This is a genomic window from Piscinibacter sp. PDB1-1, assembly GCF_056675995.1.
Window position 1 is genome coordinate 535,479 of sequence record NZ_JBWVZJ010000002.1, and the last position, 19,285, is coordinate 554,763.

General features: G+C 66.7%; 15 protein-coding genes. 6 read left to right on the forward strand and 9 right to left on the reverse strand.

What is annotated here, in order from left to right:
• Positions 1-22 precede the first annotated feature (22 nt).
• From AC1KAR_RS14175 to AC1KAR_RS14185, 3 genes are all read right to left on the reverse strand, one after another.
• The gene (locus tag AC1KAR_RS14175; protein WP_480318743.1) at positions 23-820 is read right to left on the reverse strand and encodes a transporter substrate-binding domain-containing protein; all 798 of its coding nucleotides are present in this window, start codon (positions 818-820) and stop codon (positions 23-25) included.
• A gap of 70 nt (positions 821-890) precedes the next feature.
• Positions 891-1,544: an amino acid ABC transporter permease gene (locus tag AC1KAR_RS14180; protein ID WP_480318745.1), complete on the reverse strand. Its 654-nt coding sequence runs from the start codon at positions 1,542-1,544 to the stop codon at positions 891-893.
• A gap of 5 nt (positions 1,545-1,549) precedes the next feature.
• Positions 1,550-2,221 (reverse strand): amino acid ABC transporter permease, encoded by a 672-nt coding sequence (locus AC1KAR_RS14185; RefSeq protein ID WP_480318747.1) that lies wholly within the window; start codon positions 2,219-2,221, stop codon positions 1,550-1,552.
• 283 nt (positions 2,222-2,504) lie between these two features.
• Here AC1KAR_RS14185 and AC1KAR_RS14190 point away from each other — a divergent pair, with 283 nt between their 5' ends.
• A complete protein-coding gene (locus AC1KAR_RS14190; RefSeq protein WP_480318749.1) occupies positions 2,505-2,984 on the forward strand; it encodes a VOC family protein in 480 nt (159 codons plus the stop codon).
• A 9-nt stretch (positions 2,985-2,993) separates the two neighbouring features.
• On the opposite strand, the gene AC1KAR_RS14195 is transcribed toward AC1KAR_RS14190, so the two are convergent.
• A complete protein-coding gene (locus tag AC1KAR_RS14195) occupies positions 2,994-3,497 on the reverse strand; it encodes a Crp/Fnr family transcriptional regulator (RefSeq protein ID WP_480318751.1) in 504 nt (167 codons plus the stop codon).
• Positions 3,498-3,873: 376 nt separating this feature from the next.
• Between AC1KAR_RS14195 and AC1KAR_RS14200 the strand changes: the two genes are divergently transcribed.
• Together AC1KAR_RS14200 and AC1KAR_RS14205 are read left to right on the forward strand one after the other, a co-directional pair.
• On the forward strand, positions 3,874-4,344 hold the full coding sequence (locus tag AC1KAR_RS14200; protein WP_480318753.1) for a hypothetical protein: 471 nt from the start codon (positions 3,874-3,876) through the stop codon (positions 4,342-4,344).
• Positions 4,345-4,422: 78 nt separating this feature from the next.
• Entirely contained in the window at positions 4,423-5,148 is a 726-nt protein-coding gene (locus tag AC1KAR_RS14205; RefSeq protein ID WP_480318755.1) for a Crp/Fnr family transcriptional regulator, read from the forward strand.
• A gap of 92 nt (positions 5,149-5,240) precedes the next feature.
• Here AC1KAR_RS14205 and AC1KAR_RS14210 read toward each other — a convergent pair whose 3' ends face one another.
• From AC1KAR_RS14210 to uvrA, 3 genes are all read right to left on the reverse strand, one after another.
• Positions 5,241-5,870, reverse strand: a complete 630-nt coding sequence (locus AC1KAR_RS14210; protein WP_480318757.1) for a PEP-CTERM sorting domain-containing protein — start codon at positions 5,868-5,870, stop codon at positions 5,241-5,243.
• 243 nt (positions 5,871-6,113) lie between these two features.
• Complete coding sequence (locus AC1KAR_RS14215) at positions 6,114-6,968, reverse strand: Imm26 family immunity protein (protein ID WP_480318759.1); 855 nt, start codon at positions 6,966-6,968, stop codon at positions 6,114-6,116.
• 394 nt (positions 6,969-7,362) lie between these two features.
• Positions 7,363-13,107 (reverse strand): excinuclease ABC subunit UvrA, encoded by a 5,745-nt coding sequence (uvrA, locus tag AC1KAR_RS14220; RefSeq protein WP_480318761.1) that lies wholly within the window; start codon positions 13,105-13,107, stop codon positions 7,363-7,365.
• A gap of 227 nt (positions 13,108-13,334) precedes the next feature.
• On the opposite strand from uvrA, the gene AC1KAR_RS14225 reads away from it, so the two are divergent.
• The 3 genes from AC1KAR_RS14225 (at position 13,335) to AC1KAR_RS14235 (ending at position 17,161) form a co-directional block, all read left to right on the forward strand.
• A complete protein-coding gene (locus tag AC1KAR_RS14225; protein WP_480318763.1) occupies positions 13,335-14,858 on the forward strand; it encodes an acyl--CoA ligase in 1,524 nt (507 codons plus the stop codon).
• A 2-nt stretch (positions 14,859-14,860) separates the two neighbouring features.
• Positions 14,861-15,883: a 2-dehydropantoate 2-reductase gene (locus AC1KAR_RS14230; protein ID WP_480319435.1), complete on the forward strand. Its 1,023-nt coding sequence runs from the start codon at positions 14,861-14,863 to the stop codon at positions 15,881-15,883.
• Positions 15,884-16,048: 165 nt separating this feature from the next.
• Entirely contained in the window at positions 16,049-17,161 is a 1,113-nt protein-coding gene (locus tag AC1KAR_RS14235; RefSeq protein ID WP_480318765.1) for an ABC transporter substrate-binding protein, read from the forward strand.
• Positions 17,162-17,268: 107 nt separating this feature from the next.
• Here the strand turns inward: AC1KAR_RS14235 and AC1KAR_RS14240 are convergent, their stop codons facing one another.
• Together AC1KAR_RS14240 and AC1KAR_RS14245 are read right to left on the reverse strand one after the other, a co-directional pair.
• Complete coding sequence (locus AC1KAR_RS14240; RefSeq protein ID WP_480318767.1) at positions 17,269-18,105, reverse strand: alpha/beta fold hydrolase; 837 nt, start codon at positions 18,103-18,105, stop codon at positions 17,269-17,271.
• Positions 18,106-18,128: 23 nt separating this feature from the next.
• On the reverse strand, positions 18,129-19,199 hold the full coding sequence (locus tag AC1KAR_RS14245) for a branched-chain amino acid ABC transporter permease (protein ID WP_480318769.1): 1,071 nt from the start codon (positions 19,197-19,199) through the stop codon (positions 18,129-18,131).
• Positions 19,200-19,285: the final 86 nt, after the last annotated feature.

Below are 19,285 nucleotides of genomic sequence, written 5' to 3' on the forward strand. Positions count from 1 at the left end.
CCTTGCGTTCGCCCGGCCCCGGTCACTGCAGCTTGGGCAGGTCGGTCTGGAGCCACTTCTGATAGAGCTTGTTCAGCTCGCCATTGGCGGTGTTGCGCGCAACGAAATCGTTCACCGCCTTGGCCAGTTCGTCCTGGCCCGGGCGCATGGCGATGCCCATGGCTTGCTGCAGCAGCGTGAACTTGTTTTCGAAGGTGTTGGCAGGCACGCGCTTGGCGATCTGTGCCGCCACCGTGACCGAGCAGCCGATGGCGTCGACCTGGCCCGACATCAGCGCCTGCATGGCCGAGGCGTCGTCGTCGAAGCGGCGGATCTCGGTGCCTTCAGGGGCTGCCTTGGTCACAGCCACGTCTTGCGTGCTTGCACGTGCCACGCCCACGCGCAGGCCCTTGAGGTCGGCGGCGGCCTTCACCGGCACGCCGGTCTTTCCATAGAGAACGATGGTGGCGGCTGCGTAGGGTGTCGAGAACTGCACCTGCTTGGCACGCTCGGGCGTGATCGCTAGCGAAGCCACCAGCACGTCGACCTTGTTGGTCAGCAGGAAGGGGATGCGGTTCGGGCCGGTGACCGGCACGATGTTGGCCTTGACGCCCAACTCCTTGGCGAGCAGCTTGGCCACGTCGGCGTCGTAGCCGTCGGGCTGGTTCTTCGCATCGGTGGTGCCGTAGGGCGGGAAGTCGACCAGCATGCCGACGGTGATCTCGCCCTTCTTCTTGATGTCGGCCACGCTCTGGGCGGCGGCGAACGGAGCGAAGGCGCTGAGCGCTGCGCCCAGGCCCAGGGCAGCCAGAGCGGCGCGGCGGGTGGTAAATCGGATCATGGCGTGAGTCTCCTGTGTGTGGGATGAGCGTGAACGGGGGAGGTTGAGCGAGAGGGAACGCAATGGATGCTCAGCGCGCCAGCGCCTGCGCGCGCTTGCGCTCCATGCGCGCGGCCAGCAGCGAGAGCGGCCAGCAGATGACGAAGTACAACGCCGCCACCGTGGCAAACACGTGCAGCGGCTGGAAGGTCGCGTTGTTGATGATCTGGCCTGCGCGCGTGATCTCGGTGAAGCCGATGATCGCGGCGAGCGAGGTGCCCTTCACGATCTGCACCAAGTAGCCCACCGTCGGCGGGAGCGCGATCTTGAAGGCCTGCGGGAGCACCACATCACGCATGCGCGAGGCGTAACCGAGGCTCAGTGCCTGCGCAGCTTCCCACTGGCCGCGCGGAATGGCCTCGATGCAGCCGCGCCAGATCTCGCCCAGGAAGGCAGCGCTATTGAGCGTGAGCGCCACGCCGGCGGCAATCCAGGGGTTGATATCCAGGCCGAGCACCGGCGCGCCGAAGAAGATCAAGAACAACTGCAGCAGCAGCGGCGTGCCCTGGAAGATGTGGATGAAGCCGCCGGCGAGCGATCGCGCCGGCCGGTTCTCCGAAGTGCGCGCGAGCGCCAGCACCAGGCCGAGCAGTGCCCCGCCGACGAATGCGATCGCCGACAGCGCGAGCGTCCAGCGCGCCGCCTCGACGATGAACATGAACTCCGAGAAGCCGAAGGTACGCATGCGGTTCAGCGCCTGTCCGGATAGTTGAGCGCGCGGCTGTAGATCAGCCGGAACAGGGCCGAGAACGCGAACGACAGCGCGAGGTAGATGCCTGCCACTACGATGTAGATCTCGAAGCTGCGAAAGGTCTGCGATTGCAGGTTGGCGGCCACCGAGGTGAGGTCGTCGGCCGAAATCACCGAGACCACGGCCGAGCTGAGCATGAGCAAGATGAACTGGCTCGTGAGCGCCGGGTAGATTGCCTTCAGCGCCGGCTTGAGGACCACGAAGCGGAAGATCTCCCAGGGCTTGAGGTTGAGCGCACGGCCCGCCTCGATCTGCCCCTTGGGGATGGACTCGATGCCCGCGCGCACGATCTCGGCCGCGTACGCGCCCAGGTTCACCACCAGCGCCGTCAGCGCGGCGGTGTAGGGCGACCAGCGCAGCCCCACGGCCGGCAGCGCAAAGAAGAAGAAGAACAACTGCACCAGGAACGGCGTGTTGCGGATCACCTCGATGTACGCATTGATGACGAAGCGCAACCACGCCGGCCCGGAGGTCTTGCCCCAGGCGCAGAAGATGGCCACCACCAGGCCGAGCAGCGTGGCCACGAGAGACAGCTGGATCGTGATCCAAGTGCCCTTGAGCAGCAGCGGCCAGGCGGCAAAAACGGCATCGAACTGGAACTGGTAGTTCACGGGCGCGGGGCTCGAAGGGGGTCCGGTAGGGGCGGTGGCCGCTGCGAAAGGGGTGGCTCGCGTCGGCTGGGGGGCAGTTTACTGAAACCGGTTTCACACACCACCCCGGGAGTTCCCTGATGACGGGGCCGCTCCCACGCGCACGAGCCCAATGTCAGGTGCTTGCAGCATCCAGATCGCCACCGACACCGCACTGCGGTACGCTGCCCGGCCGTGCCCGCCCCGCTCGCGCAACGAGCCCGGCCCGCGATGCCAACAAACCCCCTGCGACAGGAGAGTGACCATGGCCCCCAAGAACACCATCTGCCTCTGGTATGAACGCGACGCGCTCGAGGCCGCGCGCTTCTACGCCGCCACCTTTGCCGACAGCAAGGTGGGCGCCGTGTTCCACGCACCCGCCGACTACCCCAGCGGCAAGAAGGGCGACGTGCTCACGGTCGAGTTCACCGTGCTGGGCATCCCGTGCATCGGCCTGAACGGTGGTGCGGCCTACAAGCAGAGCCCGGCGTTCTCGTTCCAGGTGGCAACCGACGACCAGGCCGAGACCGACCGGTTGTGGAACGCCATCGTGAACAACGGCGGCGCAGAGAACGCGTGCGGCTGGTGCCAGGACAAGTGGGGCCTGTCGTGGCAGATCACGCCACGCGTACTCACCGACGCCATCGCTGACCCCGACCCTGCGGTGGCCAAGCGCGCCTTCGAGGCCATGATGACCATGCGCAAGATCGACGTGGCAGCGATCGAGGCGGCGCGCCGCGGCTGACGACGGCGCTCAGGCCTGCCCTGAGCCGGCGACCTCGTCGAGGCCCTTCACGTCGTTGACCACCAGCTTGCCTCGGTTGTAGTCCACCAGGCCTGCGGCCCGCAGCTCCGAAGCGGCGAGCGAGATGCTGGTACGACGCACACCGAGCATCTGCGACAGGTGGAGCTGCGTGAGCTCCAGCTCCTTGTGCTTGCTGTGGCGGTAGCTCGTCAGAATCCACCGCGCCAGCCGCGGCTTGACGTCGTTGGACTGCGCGAAGGCGGCGTACCACGCGACCTCTTGCGCCAGGGACCACACATACCTGGACAGCGCCAACAAGAGCTGGGGCCGACGAAGCGCCAGCTCGTGCAAGGCGCGGCCCTCCATGAACCACGCCTCCCCGGGCGCCTGGACCACAAACGTGAAGATGCCTGGGCCCAGACCAAGTGCGAGGTGGACCCCCACCGCTCCTTCGTTGCCGATCAGGCCGACTGCCAAGCCCGGCTTGAGCGAGCTTTGCACGAGCAATGCCACGCTGGCGGTCGCCAGAAAGTAGACATTGGCATCCGGCGAATCGCCCCCCCCCAGCACTTGCTTCGTCGAAAGTTCTGTTCGTTGAAGTAGCGGCTGCAGCGAGGCCTGATCTGTCGCAGTCAGCTGGGCAAAGAGCCCGTTGAGATTGGGAGTCAAAGACGCTTTCAGTTGTGTCGCGTCGTCGTGGCGCCCTGGCAGATTTGTCACCCAAGAGCACCGCGTTGCTGACCCGAACGGTCAGTGTATGGCTGCAGAAACACCCTACCGCTCTCGGGATGGGTGGCCTTTGCGTTTATTCGCCTCCTATGTCGGACACCGTACAGACGAGGGGGTGCCTGCGGCCTACGCTCGTCGCCTCATTTCGAGGAGAGTGCGCATGGAATCCCGTCTCCTGCCCAGGAATCTCGCGGTGCCGTTCAACGTCGACACCTCCGCCCGATCGAAGCTCGACTACTGGGTTGCCGTCGAGCGATCCGTGCCAGGCCACATGCACCTCCAGCCCATCGTCGACGGCCACGGCACCATCGTCGACTTCAGGTGTGTGGTGGCGACGGCTGCGGTAGCCCGCCTTCTCGACGAACCATCGGGCGACGCCGTCGGCCGACGCCTCAGCGAGCTGCTGTCGAGCCAGGAAGACCCCCACCACGTGCTACTCGCCTATGTCGCGGCAGCGCAATCCGGCGAGCCCGCCTGCTTTGCGTCCGTCTCGCACCAACGCGACCACATTCAACACCGGCTCGTGGTGTCTCAGCGATCCGGCCTCGACGCCGTGTTGCGCGACATGTCCGCCGCCGCGGCGGCCAGAGCGGCGTTCGACAAGCTGAAGTCCAGTGCATCTGGCGGTTGATCGCATACGGCCATCGCAGCCCCGAAGAGAACATGCTTGCTACCATGTGTTCGCTACCGAACATAGCCATCGACCTTGATGGGTGCCACCGGCGGCCGAGCAGAGTCGATCTGCAAGGAGCAGCACGTGCCGACCGAATCCCTCCCGAACCATTTGCTTCGCGCCCTGCCCGCCGATGTGCTGGAGCGCTGGAAATCGAGCCTCGAGCTGGTCGATCTCCCGCTGGGCCATGTGATCTATGAGCCCGGCATCGAAATCAGCCAGGTCGTCTTCCCCTCGACCGCCATCGTCTCGCTGCTCTATGTGATGAAAGATGGCGCGTCTGCCGAGATCGCGGTGGTCGGCAACGATGGCCTGGTGGGCATTGCGCTCTTTATGGGAGGCGACACCACACCCAGCAGAGCCGTGGTGCAGAGCGCGGGACGCGCCTACCGGCTCCCCGCCGCCATGTTGAAAGACGAGGTCGCGGACAACGTGGAGGTTCTCCAGCTCTTTCTTCGCTACACCCAGGCTCTGATCACTCAGATGGCGCAAACCGCCGTCTGCAACCGGCACCACTCCTTGCGCCAGCAACTCTGCCGTTGGCTGCTGCTGAGCCTCGATCGGCTGCCTGGGCCCAACATCGTCATGACGCAAGAGTTGATCGGCAACATGCTCGGCGTCAGGCGCTCGGGGGTGACGGTGGAGGCGAGTCACCTCCAGTCAGAGGGCGTGATCAGCTACCAGCGCGGTCGCATCACCGTGCTGGATCGCCCCAAGCTGGAAGCCATGTGCTGCGAGTGCTACGACGTCGTGCGCCGATAGACCGATCGCCTGCTGCCCAAGGACTGAGGACCCCTCGCCCGCCCGCAGGCGTGCGGCCATGGGCCCGGCGCGGCCCGGGTGACGCGTCGCCCTTACCGAACCCCGTACGACTTGCCGCCGCCCCGGGAATCACGCCAGCGGCGCCAGCCGAGGGCCAGCACGCCCGCACCGGCCAGCAGCATCGGTGCCGGCTCGGGCACCGCGGGCACATTGCCGAAGTAAAGCTTGTCCAGGTTCACATATGTGGGCCCGTGCTCATAGTTGCTCGACAACGTGATCTTCACGAGCGCAATGCCGGCCTGTGAGGCGAAGGACACGTTCGACTGCGAGGGCTGGCCCAGTTCGATGTTCTCGCCATGGCCGGTGGCGCCGCGCCAGCGCACCGAGGTTGGCTGTGCCGCACCAAACTCGAAGCTGACGTGCGTGGGCAACGCGCCGCTGAAGCTCAGCACGATGTCGTCGTACCCGAGCTGGCCGAGCAGGTAGGCATCGGGAGTCCAGTGGACGAGGTAGGAGCCGCTGAACGTGACGCCAAGGTGGGCGTACTGATTGGTGATCGGGTAGCCATCGAGGTACTCGTTGCCGGGGAGCGGAGGCAGGTCCTCGAAATCGATGTAGGCCGCGTGCGCCAGGCCCGCGCCGGTCGCCAGCAACAGGGTCGATGCGACACGCGCGATGATTCGCGCGCATCTCCGCTGCGATAGGCTGGAACGAAATGCCATCTTCGCCTCCGACAAGGGCCACGGTGGCTTGTTGCGGCAATCGCCGTTCCAGACCGACGGGCCCGGGTGCCGGGGAGAACCCGCGGCAGCGCCTCGGTCTGTGGGATGTCGGCGGGGGCATGGAGGCCTTTGGTTGTGGGCGCGTCACCAGCCTGGCAGGCGTCTCTCGGCTCGAAGCGGCGGTCCGCCTCGGCACCACGACTGGTTTCGGGATATCGCTCGAAAGTTTGGCGTGGAGCGGGTCTAACGCTTGCCCGACAGCGCGGGAGCCAGGCCATGGATTTTTCTGAAGATCTCGCGCTCCTCATGCGACAGCCAAATGTGGTTCTCTGGCCGACCGACGCCAGGCATGAGTAGCTTGTCGTAGTAGCGGTCGTCGCCGAAATAGCCGATGTTCCAGGGGGTCAGGCCGAAATAGGCTTCGGCGAGGTCCTTGAGATGCCACCCTGAAAGCGAAATTGACCCCACTCCATGCGGGCCACCCAGGGAGGAATCCTCGGGGCGTGCGACTGGATTCGAGCTTCCTATCACCTCCCACGTCCCTCGGTCGAGCAGCTGGGAATTCACGTGCAGGATCGAGACGATTGGCAAGGTGACGACCACGTCTTTGGGCAGGGGGGTTCGTGACGTGCTCCCAAAGAGCACGCACGAGGAGCCAAACTCCTTTCGCAGGGCCTGCCCATAGGCGTAATCGCCGTCGCTCAGCTTGAACTGAAAGACATCGCCTGCGTTCCACTTCTTGGGCTTTGGCCTCTTCCAGCCTGTCAGCTCGGAAAGGATGGCGGAGTAGTCCGCGTCGGAGAAGTTCTTCCGGTATTGCGGGATCGAATTTTCATTGATCGTTCGCGCCACGAGCCAAATGACGTCGGGCTTGCTTGCGCTCAACGAAACGTTGTCCGCTTCATGGTCAGAGGTCAGCTTTCCTTTGGGATTTTCGGGGTGTAGCGAAAGCAACTTTCGCAGGCGCCTGAGCGCGTCGCTGTTGAATTCCTCTCCGAACAGTTCGGCCAGATCGTGGAATATGTAGAAGCGAGAAGAGGATTCGTCGGGCAGGAGAATCTTGAACTCGAAATCTTTGAGGGTGAAGTCTTCGATCACGGTGTGGTCGCTGGGTTGTTCGGCTGCACTGGCAGTTTGCCAAATGCCGGGGGAACGCCAAGGTCGAAGATTTGCTGGTGTCGAGTCATCTCCGCGCACCGCGCCAGATCCAACATCCAGCCGCCCACGACGATGACGACGCGGGACTGAGGGATTCTGACTCTCCGAGGCGATGAGCACTGAATACCGTCGCGTGCTGGAGTCGCAACATGGCCTTGGCCACAGCTCCGCCTGTGGCGCGGCCCCGCGGTATGGCCGCCATTCGGCCGGCCGTGCTACCGCCGGGCACTGTGCCCATCGATACCGCCAATGGGCACGGCGCAATGTCCACTTCGAGAGCGTTAATCAGGACAGGACGCGCGAGCGCCCGCAATGGGTCGCGAGCAGCCCCCCGTCACCGAGCCAACACCCCCCGCAACGCCGCCCCCGTGTGGCTCGCCTTGAGCTTCGCCAAAGCCACCGGATCGGTCGCAGCCACGACCGTGCCGCCAGCCGCCCCACCCTCCGGCCCCATGTCGATCACCCAGTCGGCCTCGGCGATCACATCGAGGTCGTGCTCGATCACCACCACGCTGTGGCCGCCGTCGACCAGGCGGTGCAGCACGCGGATGAGCTTCTCCACGTCGGCCATGTGCAGGCCAACCGTCGGCTCGTCGAGCACGTAGAGCGTGTGCGGCGTCTTCTGGCCGCGGCGCGTGACGTCGTCGCGCACCTTGGTTAGCTCGGTCACGAGCTTGATGCGCTGCGCCTCGCCACCGCTCAGCGTGGGTGACGGCTGGCCGAGCGTGAGGTAGCCCAGGCCCACGTCTTTCATCAGCTGCAGCGGGTGCGCGATGTGGGGCATGCTGGCGAAGAACTCCACTGCCTCGTCGATCTCCATCTGCAGCACGTCGCCGATGCTCTTACCCCGCCAGGTGACGGCCAGTGTCTCGGGGCTGAAGCGCGCGCCGTGGCACACGTCGCAGGGCACCTTCACATCGGGCAGGAAGCTCATCTCGATGGTGCGCATGCCCTGCCCTTCGCAGGCCGGGCAGCGGCCTTCGCCGGTGTTGAAGCTGAAGCGGTTGGGGGCGTAGCCGCGCGCCCTGCTCTCCAGCGTGTCGGCGAAGAGCTTGCGGATCACGTCCCAGAAGCCGATGTAGGTGGCGGGGCAGGAGCGAGGCGTCTTGCCGATGGGGGTCTGGTCCACCTCGAGCACGCGGTCGATGAAGCCCCAGCCCTCGATGTTGTCGCAGCCCTGCCAGTTGGGCTTGCCGCCGCGGGTGTTGATGAACTGCAGGTTGGCGAGCAGTACGTCGCGCGCCAGCGTGCTCTTGCCGGAGCCGCTGACGCCGGTGACGGCCACCAGGCGGCGCAGCGGGATGTCGACCGTCACCTGTTGCAGGTTGTGCAGCGAGGCCTTGTGGATGGTGAGCGGGCCTTTCTGTTCACGATCCTTCGTGAGCACCTCGGTGGAGATGGCGCGGCGCTCCTTCAGCGGGTGGATGAGCGGTGACGCGAGAAAGCGGCCCGTCACCGAGTCGGCCACCGAAGACACCTCGCTCACCGTGCCTTGCGCCACCAGCCGCCCGCCACGCTTGCCGGCGCTGGGGCCGATGTCGATGATGTGGTCGGCACGGCGGATGGTGTCTTCGTCGTGCTCCACCACCACCAGCGTGTTGCCTTTGTCGCCCAGCTTGTGCAGCGCGTTGAGCAAGACCTGATTGTCGCGCGGGTGCAGCCCGATGGTGGGCTCGTCGAGCACGTAGCACACGCCTTGCAGGTTGCTGCCGAGCTGCGCGGCGAGGCGGATGCGTTGCGCCTCGCCGCCGCTCAAGGTGGGCGCAGCGCGGTCGAGCGTGAGATAGCCGAGGCCCACTTCTTCCAGGAACTCCAGGCGGTTCTTGATCTCGATCACCACATCACGGGCGATCTCCGCGTCGCGCCCGGTGAGCGTCAGCGCCTGCACCCACTCGCGGCACTCGCTCACCGACCACTGCGCAATCGCGGCGATGGAGTGCGCATCGAAGGTCACGGCGCGCGACACCGCATTGAGCCGCGTGCCGGCGCAGATCTCGCACGGCGCATCGACCACGCCTTCGACTTCGGCCTCTTCGGCCGGGAAGCTCTGTTCGCGGCCCTGCACGTCGCGCTCGATCACCGAGTCGTCGTAGGCCTTGCGCTGCTCCTTGGTCAACGCGAGCCCGGTGCCCACGCAGCCGGGGCACCAGCCGTGCTTGCTGTTGTAGCTGAACATGCGCGGGTCCAGCTCAGGGTAGCTGGTGCCGCATGTCGGGCAGGCGCGCTTGGTGGAGAAGACCTTCACGTGGCCGATGCGCTTGGTGCTGCTTCCCGCCATCAGCGCGCCCTTCAGGCCGTCGAGCGGCGTGAGCAGGTGCATCACGCCCTTGCCGAGGTCGAGCGCCTGGGTGAGCAGCGTGCGCAGCGCGGCCTCGTTGTCCGCGCCGACGACGAGATCGCCGACCGGCAGCTCCAGCGTGTGCTCCTTGAAGCGGTCGAGGCGCGGGAAGGGGTCGACCGGCAGGAACTCGCCGTCCACCCGCAGATGCGTGTGGCCGCGCTGCTTGGCCCACTTGGCGAGGTCGGTGTAGACGCCCTTGCGGTTGACAACCAGCGGCGCGAGCAGGCCGATGTGCTGGCCCTTGTGGTCGCGCACGATCTGCGCGGCGATGCTCTCTGCGCTCTGCGGCCTGACGGGCGAGCCGTCTTTCACGCAGTGCTGGATGCCCAGCTTCACGTACAAGAGGCGCAGAAAGTGCCACACCTCGGTGGTGGTGGCCACCGTGCTCTTGCGGCCGCCGCGCGACAGGCGTTGCTCGATCGCCACCGTGGGCGGGATGCCGTACACCGCATCCACCTCGGGCCGGCCCGCCGGCTGCACGATGCTGCGCGCGTAGGCGTTGAGCGATTCGAGGTAACGGCGCTGGCCTTCGTTGAAGAGGATGTCGAAGGCGAGCGTGCTCTTGCCGCTGCCGCTCACGCCGGTGATGACGCTGAACTTGCCGCGCGGGATGCTCACGTCCATCGACTTCAGGTTGTGCTCGCGGGCGTTGACGATGCGGATCGATTCATCTATCGGCGGGCGCAGCACGGCCTGCAGCGGGCGGCCTTCCTCCACGCGCAGCTGGCCGTTGAGGCCCAGCGCACGGTCGTAGTCGGCCAGCGCCTTGCCGGTGTGCGACGTGGGGTGCCGCTTCACGTCGTCGGGCGTGCCTTCGCACACCAGCTCACCACCGCCTTCGCCGCCCTCGGGGCCGAGGTCGATCAGCCAATCGGCCGCGCGGACCACGTCGAGGTTGTGCTCGATCACGATCAGCGAGTGGCCGGCGTCGAGCAGCTTGCGGAAGGCGCGCATCAGCTTGGCGATGTCGTCGAAGTGCAGGCCGGTGGTGGGCTCGTCGAACATGAAGAGCGTGCCCTTCTTCGCCACCGCCTGGCGGCTGGCCGTGGCGCTCTGCGCGGCCTCGGCGAGGAAGCCGGCGAGCTTGAGGCGCTGCGCCTCACCGCCCGAGAGCGTGGGCACCGGCTGGCCGAGCTTCACGTACTCGAGGCCCACGTCGACGATGGGCTGCAGCACTCGCAACACCTCGCGGTCTTGAGCGAAGAGTTGCACGGCTTCGCTCACCGTCAGTTCGAGAACATCCGCCACACTCAGCTCACGGATCGCCTCGCCAGGGAGCCGGCGGTCGATCTTCACCTCCAGCGTCTCGGCGCGGTATCGGCTGCCGTCGCAATCGGGGCAGCGCAGGTAGATGTCGGAGAGGAACTGCATCTCCACATGCTCGAAGCCCGAGCCTCCGCAGGTGGGGCAGCGGCCATCACCGGCGTTGAAGCTGAACATCGCGGCGGTGTAGCCGCGCTGTTGCGCGAGCGGCGATTGCGCGAAGAGCTTGCGGATCTCGTCGAAGGCGCCGACGTAGCTCGCGGGGTTGGAGCGCGCGGTCTTGCCGATGGGTGATTGATCCACGAACACCGCATCGCTCAGCCAATCACCGCCCAGCAGACGGTCGTGCTCGCCGGGCGTTTCGGTCGCCTTGCCGAAGTGGCGGGCCAGCGCGGGGTAGAGCACGTCCTGCATCAGCGTGCTCTTGCCCGAGCCCGAGACGCCGGTCACGCAGACCAGGCGCTGCAGCGGGAACTCGACGGTGACGCTCTTCAGGTTGTGGTCGCGCGCCCCTTCGAGGATGAGGCGCGGCGTGCTGTCGGTGACGACCCGCTTGATCCCCATGCCGACTTGCTTGCGCGCGCCCAGGTAGGCGCCGGTCAGCGTGTCGGCGTGGCGGATGGCCTCGGGCGTGCCGTCGAACACGATCTGCCCGCCGCGCTCGCCGGGGCCCGGGCCCATGTCGATCAGGCGGTCGGCGGCGAGCATCACGGCCGGGTCGTGCTCCACCACCACCAGCGTGTTGCCGGCGTTGCGAAGCCGGTGCATGGCTTCGACGATGCGGTCCATGTCGCGCGGGTGCAGGCCGATGCTGGGCTCGTCGAGCACGAACATGGTGTTGACCAGCGACGTGCCGAGCGCCGTCGTCAGGTTGATGCGCTGCACCTCACCCCCGCTGAGCGTGCGGCTCTGGCGGTCGAGCGTGAGGTAGCCCAGGCCCACGTCGCACAGGTACTTCAGCCGCGTGCGAATCTCGTCGAGCAGCAGCTTCAGCGCTTCGTCGAGCAGGCTGGTGGGCAAAGTGATGCCATCGAAGAAGCGGCGGATGCGGTCGATGGGCATCAGCATCAGGTCGTGCACCGTGAGGCCGGACAACGACTCCAGCTGTTCACGCGACCAGACGACACCTTGTGGGAGGAAGCGCTTCTCAGGCGGCAGCACGCCATCGGCATCGGCCTTCGTGCCCATGCGCCACAGCAGCGCCTCGGTCTTCAGCCGCGCGCCGCTGCAGGCCGGGCAGGTGGTGTAGCTGCGGTACTTGGACAAGAGCACGCGGATGTGCATCTTGTACGCCTTGGATTCGAGGTACTCGAAGAAGCGCTTGATGCCGTACCACTGCTTGTTCCACTGGCCTTTCCAGTTGGGCGAGCCGTTGATGACCCAGTCGCGCTGCGCCTCGCTGAGTTGCGACCAGGCGGTGTCGCGCGGGATGCCGGCGTCGCCGGCGTAGCGCAACAGATCGTCCTGGGACTCCTTCCAGGCCGGCGTCTGGATCGTCTTGATCGCGCCGGAGCGCAGGGTCTTGCGCTGGTCGGGGATCACCAGGCCCCAGTCGACGCCGATCACGCGGCCGAAGCCGCGGCACGACTCGCAGGCGCCCATCGCGCTGTTGAAGGAGAAGAGGGCGGGCTGCGGATCGGCATAGCGGATGTCGCTGTCGGGGCAGTGCAGTCCGGTGGAGTAGCGCCAGAGCACCGGCTGAATTTGTTCACCGTCTCCGCCTGCCTCCACCCGCTCAGCCTGAGGTATCGAAGGCCCGCTCTCACCGTCCCCCAGCACATACACATTGACGCGACCACTCCCACGCTTCAGTGCCGTCTCGATCGCCTCAATCGCCCTCACCTTCTCCGTCCCCTGCAAGCGAAACCGATCCGCCACCACATCCAGCACCTTCCGCGGCCCCGTCGGCGAAGCCACCTCGCGCTCGGCCTGCACGCGGGTGAAGCCACTCGCGGCCAGCCACTGCTCGATCTCTTCGCTGCTGGTGTTGGCAGGCAGCTCCACCGGGAAGGTGACGACGAGACGCGGATCGGCGTCCTTCGTGCGCGCCATCAGCTCCGCATAGATCGTCTCCGGCGAGTCGTGCCGCACCTGCTGCGCCGTCTTCTTGTCGAACAGCTCCGAGGCCCGCGCGAACAAGAGCTTCAGGTGGTCGTTCAGCTCGGTCATCGTGCCCACCGTCGAGCGCGAGGTGCGCACCGGGTTGGTCTGGTCGATGGCGATGGCGGGCGGCACGCCGTCCACGCGCTCCACCGCGGGTCGGTCCATGCGGTCGAGGAACTGCCGCGCGTAGGCGCTGAAGGTCTCGACGTACCTGCGCTGCCCTTCCGCATACAGCGTGTCGAATACCAGGCTCGACTTGCCCGAGCCGCTGGGCCCGGTCACCACCGTCATCTCGCCGGTGCGAATGTCGAGATCGAGGTTCTTGAGGTTGTGCTGGCGAGCGCCGCGGATGCGGATGAGTCCGGAGGTCATGGGGAGGCACGCAGACGGGAGGGGGCGGAAATTCTAGGAGCCGGCCCCCGCCCGCGCCCCGCACGGGTCATTTGGCAGGGGGCGTCAGCAAGCCGCGCCGGCCGTCTGCGAACCCATGGCTCAACTGCTGGGATCTCGGGCCGCCGCGCAAGGCCCTCGCCCACATAATGGCTTTCATCGCCAGAACACGCCGGCGCTCGCAGCCCGCGCCCGACCCAAGGAACGCCATGCACCCCACCACGCTCCAGCACCTGCTGGCGAACGGCGCAGACGCCGCCACCGCCATCTCGGCCCCCGGCCGCCCGCCCCTCAGCTACGGTGCGCTGCGCGCCCTGGTCGACAGCACGCTGGCCAGCCTGAACGCGCTGGGTGTCGGCCGCAACGACCGGGTGGGAATCGTGCTCAACAACGGCCCCGAGATGGCCACCTGCTTCGTGGCCTGCGCTGCGGGCACGACGAGCGCACCGCTCAACCCGGCCTACCGCGCCGACGAGTTCGAGTTCTATCTGTCCGATCTGAAGGCCAAGCTGCTGATCGTCGAGCAGGGCAGCACGTCGCCAGCCGTCGAGGTTGCGCGCAAGCTCGGCGTGCGCATCGCCGATCTCGTGGTGGCACCCGGCGTGCCCGCAGGCAGCTTCACGCTCAAGGCGCGCGATGGCACCGCGGCGCAGCCCGCCACGCAGGGTGGCTACTCGCAGCCTGATGACATCGGCATGGTGCTGCACACCTCGGGCACCACCTCGCGGCCGAAGATCGTGCCGCTGTCGGTGGGCAATCTGTGCGCCTCGGCGCGGAACATCCGCACCACGCTGCAACTCGGCGCGCAGGACACCGGCCTGAACATCATGCCGCTCTTCCACATCCACGGGCTGATCGCCGGCGTGCTCGCTCCGCTGTCGGCCGGCTCGCAGGTCTTCTGCACGCCGGGCTTCAATGCGCTCAAGTTCTTCGGCTGGATGGATGAGGCCAAGCCCACCTGGTACACCGCCGTGCCGACCATGCACCAGGCCATCGTCGGGCGCGCCAAGGGCAATGCCGAGGTGATCGCGCGCAACCCGCTGCGCTTCATGCGATCCAGCTCGTCGTCGATGCCTCCGCAGGTGATCAAGGAGCTCGAAGAGATCTTCAAGGCACCGCTGATCGAGGCCTATGGCATGACCGAAGCCACGCACCAAATGGCCTCGAACCCGCTGCCGCCGCTGGCGCGCAAGCCCGGCACCGTGGGCCTGCCCGCGGGGCCCGAAGTGCAGATCATGGGTGAAGGCGGCCGCCTGCTCGGTGCGGGCGAGATCGGCGAGATCGTCATCAAGGGCCCCAACGTGACCGCGGGCTACGAGAACAACCCGAAGGCCAACGCCGAGGGCTTTTTCGACGGCTGGTTCCGCACCGGCGACCAAGGCACGAAAGACGCCGACGGCTACATCAGCATCACCGGCCGCCTGAAGGAGATCATCAACCGCGGCGGCGAGAAGGTGAGCCCGCGCGAGGTGGACGAAATCCTGATGGACCACCCCGCCGTCAACCAGGTGGTGTGCTTTGCCATGCCCCACCCCAAGCTCGGCGAAGAGGTGGCCGCGGTGGTGGTGCTGAAGGAAGGCGTTGCCGCCACCGAGCGCGAGTTGCAGGAGTTCGTGACGCAGCGCGTGGCCGACTACAAGGTGCCGAAGAAGATCCTGTTCATGGACGAGATCCCCAAGGGCGCGACGGGCAAGCTGCAGCGCATCGGCCTGGCGCAGAAGCTGGGGCTGTGAGCATGAAGATCGCGGTCGTGGGGGCGGGGGCGATCGGGGGATTGCTGGGTGCGAAGCTAGCGCTGGCCGGTGAAGAAGTCACCTTCATCGCACGCAACCAAAACCTTGCTGCCATCAACGCCCATGGCTTCAAGCTCGTGCTCGAAGACGGCAGCGAGCAGCAGGCGAAGACCGTGCGCGCCGTGCAGCGCATGGCCGACGCCGGCCCGCAGGATGTGGTGCTGCTCACTCTCAAGGCCCACCAGGTGGCGAGCGTGCTGCCAGAGCTGCGCGATCTCTTCGGCCCGGACACCAGCGTGGTCACCATGATCAATGGCCTGCCCTGGTGGTACTTCCACAAGCTGGCCGGCCCGTACGAGGGGCGCACGCTGGAGAGCGTCGACCCCGGCGGCGTGATCGCCCAGCACATCGAACCCGAGCGCGTGATCGGCAGCGTGGTCTACCCGGCCGCCGAGCTGGTGGCACCGGGCGTCGTGAAACTGATCGAGGGCAACCGCTTCACGCTGGGCGAACCCGATGGCAGCCGCAGCGAGCGCATCGAAGCGCTGTCGCAGGCACTCATGAAGGCCGGCTTCAAGGCGCCGGTGAGCCGCGACATCCGCGGCGAGATCTGGGTCAAGCTCTGGGGCAACCTGAGCTTCAACCCGATCAGCGCGCTGACGCACGCCACGCTCGAAGACATCTGCCGCTTCCCGGGCACGCGCGAGCTCGCCGCGAACATGATGCGCGAGGGGCAGGCCGTGGGCGAGCGCCTGGGCGTGGAGTTCAAGATCTCGCTCGACAAGCGCATCGCCGGGGCCGAGGCCGTGGGCGCGCACAAGACGTCGATGCTGCAAGACGTGGAAGCCGGCCGCGCGCTGGAGCTGGAGGCGGTGGTCGGGAGCGTGCGCGAGCTGGGGCGCATTACCGGCGTGCCCACGCCGACGGTGGACGCGGTGTATTCGCTGGTGGGCCTGCTCGGCAAGACACTGCAAGACAGCGGCGCCCGCCTGCCGGTTCAGCCGCTGGCCGGCAACGCGAGGTGACCAACGGTGGCACTTTGCGCCACGGAACGTCCGTTTCTGACAGCCACCGTGCCGGCGCGATCGCTTGATTTGACGGTTCTGAACGGGCGTGCGCAACCTTAGGTAAAACCCGAGCGCCGTTCGCGGGCCCTCCCTACGATCGCCACCTGTCTCACAAGGATGGCGATGAAAAAGTTTCTACTGTGTGCGGTGTCCGTCACCGCATGGGCGGCACTCAGCGCCGCCCCGGCCTGGGCCCAGATCAAGGTGGGCCAGACGGCTGGCTTCTCGGGCGCGGTGGCCGCGTCGGTGAAAGAAGCCACCGACGGCGCCAAGCTGTACTTCGATGCGGTGAACGCCCGCGGCGGTGTGAACGGCTCGAAGATCGAACTGGTGTCGCTCGACGACAAGTTCGACCCGAAGCTCGCCGTGGCCAACGCCAAGCAGCTCATCGATGGCGGCGTGGTCGCACTTTTCCTGAACCGCGGCACGCCACACACGCAGGCCATCCTGCCACTGCTCAACGACAACAAGGTGCCGCTGATCGGCCCGTCGACCGGCGCGATGGTGCTGCACAAGCCGGTGCAACCGTGGCTTTTCAATGTGCGCGCCACCTATCAACGCGAGGCCGAGCGCGCCATCTCGCACCTGAGCCTGATCGGCATTGACCGCATTGCCGTCGTGCAGGTCGACGACAGCTTCGGTGCCGACGCCGTGCAGGGCGCCATCAAGGGCCTCAAGTCGGTCAACAAGGAGCCGGTGGCGTACGAGAAGTACGACCGCGCCAAGCCCGATTTCGAGCCGATCATTCCGCGCATCGTCGAGAAAGAGCCGCAGGCGGTGTTGTTCATCGGCTCGGGCACCGCGGTCATCGACGGCATGAAGGCGCTGCGCGCCGCCGGCTCGAAGGCGCAGATGGTCACCTTGTCGAACAACGCTTCGGCCGGTTTCGTGAAGGAACTCGGGCCGATCGCCCGCGGGGTGGTCGTGAGCCAGGTGTTCCCCTACGAGCGCTCGATCGCATCGCCCGTGGTCAAGGAGGCGAGCGAGCTGGCCAAGAGCAAGGAGATGGAGCTCACCCCCATCATGCTCGAGGGCTTCGTCGCCGCGAAGGTGGTGGTCGAAGGCCTTCGCCGAGCCGGCCCCGCCCCCACGCGCGACAAGTTGCGCCACGCGCTGGAGACCTTTGCGCGTGTCGACTTCGGCGGGCTGGAGGTGAGCTACTCGACCACCGATCACAGCGGCCTCGACTATGCCGATCTGTCGATCATCGGGCCGGACGGCCGGTTTAAACGTTAGCCCCCCAGTCGCTTCGCTCCTGCCCCCGAGGGGCGCCCCCCAGCGGCCCGGCAAAGCCGGTTCCGCGGGGGTAGCTTGATCGGTCGCTACGCTGCGCTTGCTCCGGCTCAGCTTGCGAGGAATCGTTCGACCAAAGCGAACTGTTCGGGCGTATTGAGCGCAGGCGCATGGCCGCAGCCGGCGATGGTTGCCACCACCGCGCGCGGCCCGCGCTGGCGCATCGCCTCGGCGGTCTCGGCCAGCAGCAGGTCGGATGACTCGCCGCGCAGGCAGAGCACAGGGATGGCGAGCCGGTCCCAGGCCTCCCACTGGTCGTAGTCGTTCGGGTGGTGGATGAACTGCATCACCATCGCCGGGTCGTAGTGCGGCGTCACGCGGCCGTCGGGCAGGCGGCGGGTGGAGGTCTCGGTGAGGCGGCGCCATTGCGCATCGCTCAGCCACCCGTAGGGCGCGTACACGGTGCGGAAGTACTGCTCCAGCTCGCTCACGGTGTTGAACGCCGATGGGTTGCCGGCGTAGCTGCGAATGCGATCGGTCGCCGCCTTGGCGATCTCGGGGCCGATGTCGTTGAGCACGAGCCGGGTGATGCGGCCCTGCAAGCGCCCTGCCGCGCAGTGCAAGCCGATCGCACCGCCCATCGAGGTGCCGAGCCACAGCATCTTGTCCACGCCGAGCTGGTTGACAAGCGAGGCTGCCAGGCGGGCGTAGAAGTCAAGGCAGTACTCCAGCTCGGGTTGCGGGCTCCACTGGCTCAGGCCGCGGCCGAGCGTGTCGGGGCAGATCACGCGGTAGCGCTGCGCCAGGTGTTCGGCGATGTCGTCCATGTCGCGCCCGGTGCGCGCGAGGCCGTGCCAGGCGACCAGCACCGGCGCGCTCACGCTGCCCCAGGCGGTGTAGTGGAGCTCGCGCCCTTCACAGGTGATGTAGTGAGAGGTGGGTGTCATAGTGCTCCCCTGGCTGCGCGCGATCAGGACTTGTCGGCACGACGGGCGCGCAGCCGGCCCACCACCCCGCTCGGGAAGTAGTACACCGACAGCACGAACAGAATGCCAAGCCACAGCAGCCATCGGTCGGGCGACACGAGCTGCGACAAGAGCGGCACGCCCTCGAAGGCCCCGGCACCGAGCTTGAGCAGGTCTTGCAGGTAGTTCTGCGCGATCACGAAGAGCACGCTGCCGATCACCGCGCCGTACACCGTGCCCATGCCGCCGATCACGACGATGAGCAGGATGTCGAGCATGATCTCGAAGCTGAGCGAGGTGTCGGGGCCGTTGTAGCGCAGCCAGAGCGCGAGCATGCAACCCGCGAGCGTGGCGAACAGCGCCGACAGCACATTGCTCAACGTGCGGTACACCACGGTCCGATAGCCGATCGCCTCGGCGCGGAAATCGTTCTCGCGGATGGCCTGCAGCACGCGGCCGAAGGGCGAGTTCACGATGCGCAGCATCATCAGCACCAGCACCACCGCCGCCACGAACAGCAGGTAGTAGCTGAGGAACCGGCCGTCGATGCTGGCGCCGAGCAAGGGATCCTCCAGGTATTGCGTGCCGGGCTGCAAGGCCTCGGGCACCTTGAAGTTGAGGCCGTCTTCGCCACCGGTGAAGTCCGACAGCTGCGAAGCCAGCGTGAGAAAGGCCGAGGCCACGGCGAGCGTGATCATCGCGAAGAAGATGGCCTTCACGCGCAGGCTGAAGAGGCCGATCAACAGAGACAGCAGCAGCGAGACGGCGAGCGCGCCCACCACCCCCAGCGCCACCGCGCCCCAACCCGGGCCATAGCGCGTGCTGGCGATGGCGACCCCGTAGGCCCCGATGCCGAAGAACATGGTGTGCGCGAAGCTCACGATGCCGGTGTAGCCCAGCAGCAGGTCGAAGCTCGCCACCAGCACGATGAAGACGAGGATCTTGGCGCTCACGTTGAGCGCCTTGGTGCTCGGGAAGATGAACGGCGTGAGCGCGAGGCCCAGCACCATCGCGATGAGCAGCAGCGACAGCCAGCGATTGCGTGGCAGGTCGTGGGAGAGGAGGCGGTTCAGCATGGTGTCGCGGGCGTGAGGTTGGCGCGGGCCTTCGATACCTCAGGCTGAGCGGGTGGTGACATGCGCAGGCCGCGAACACCCCCCTG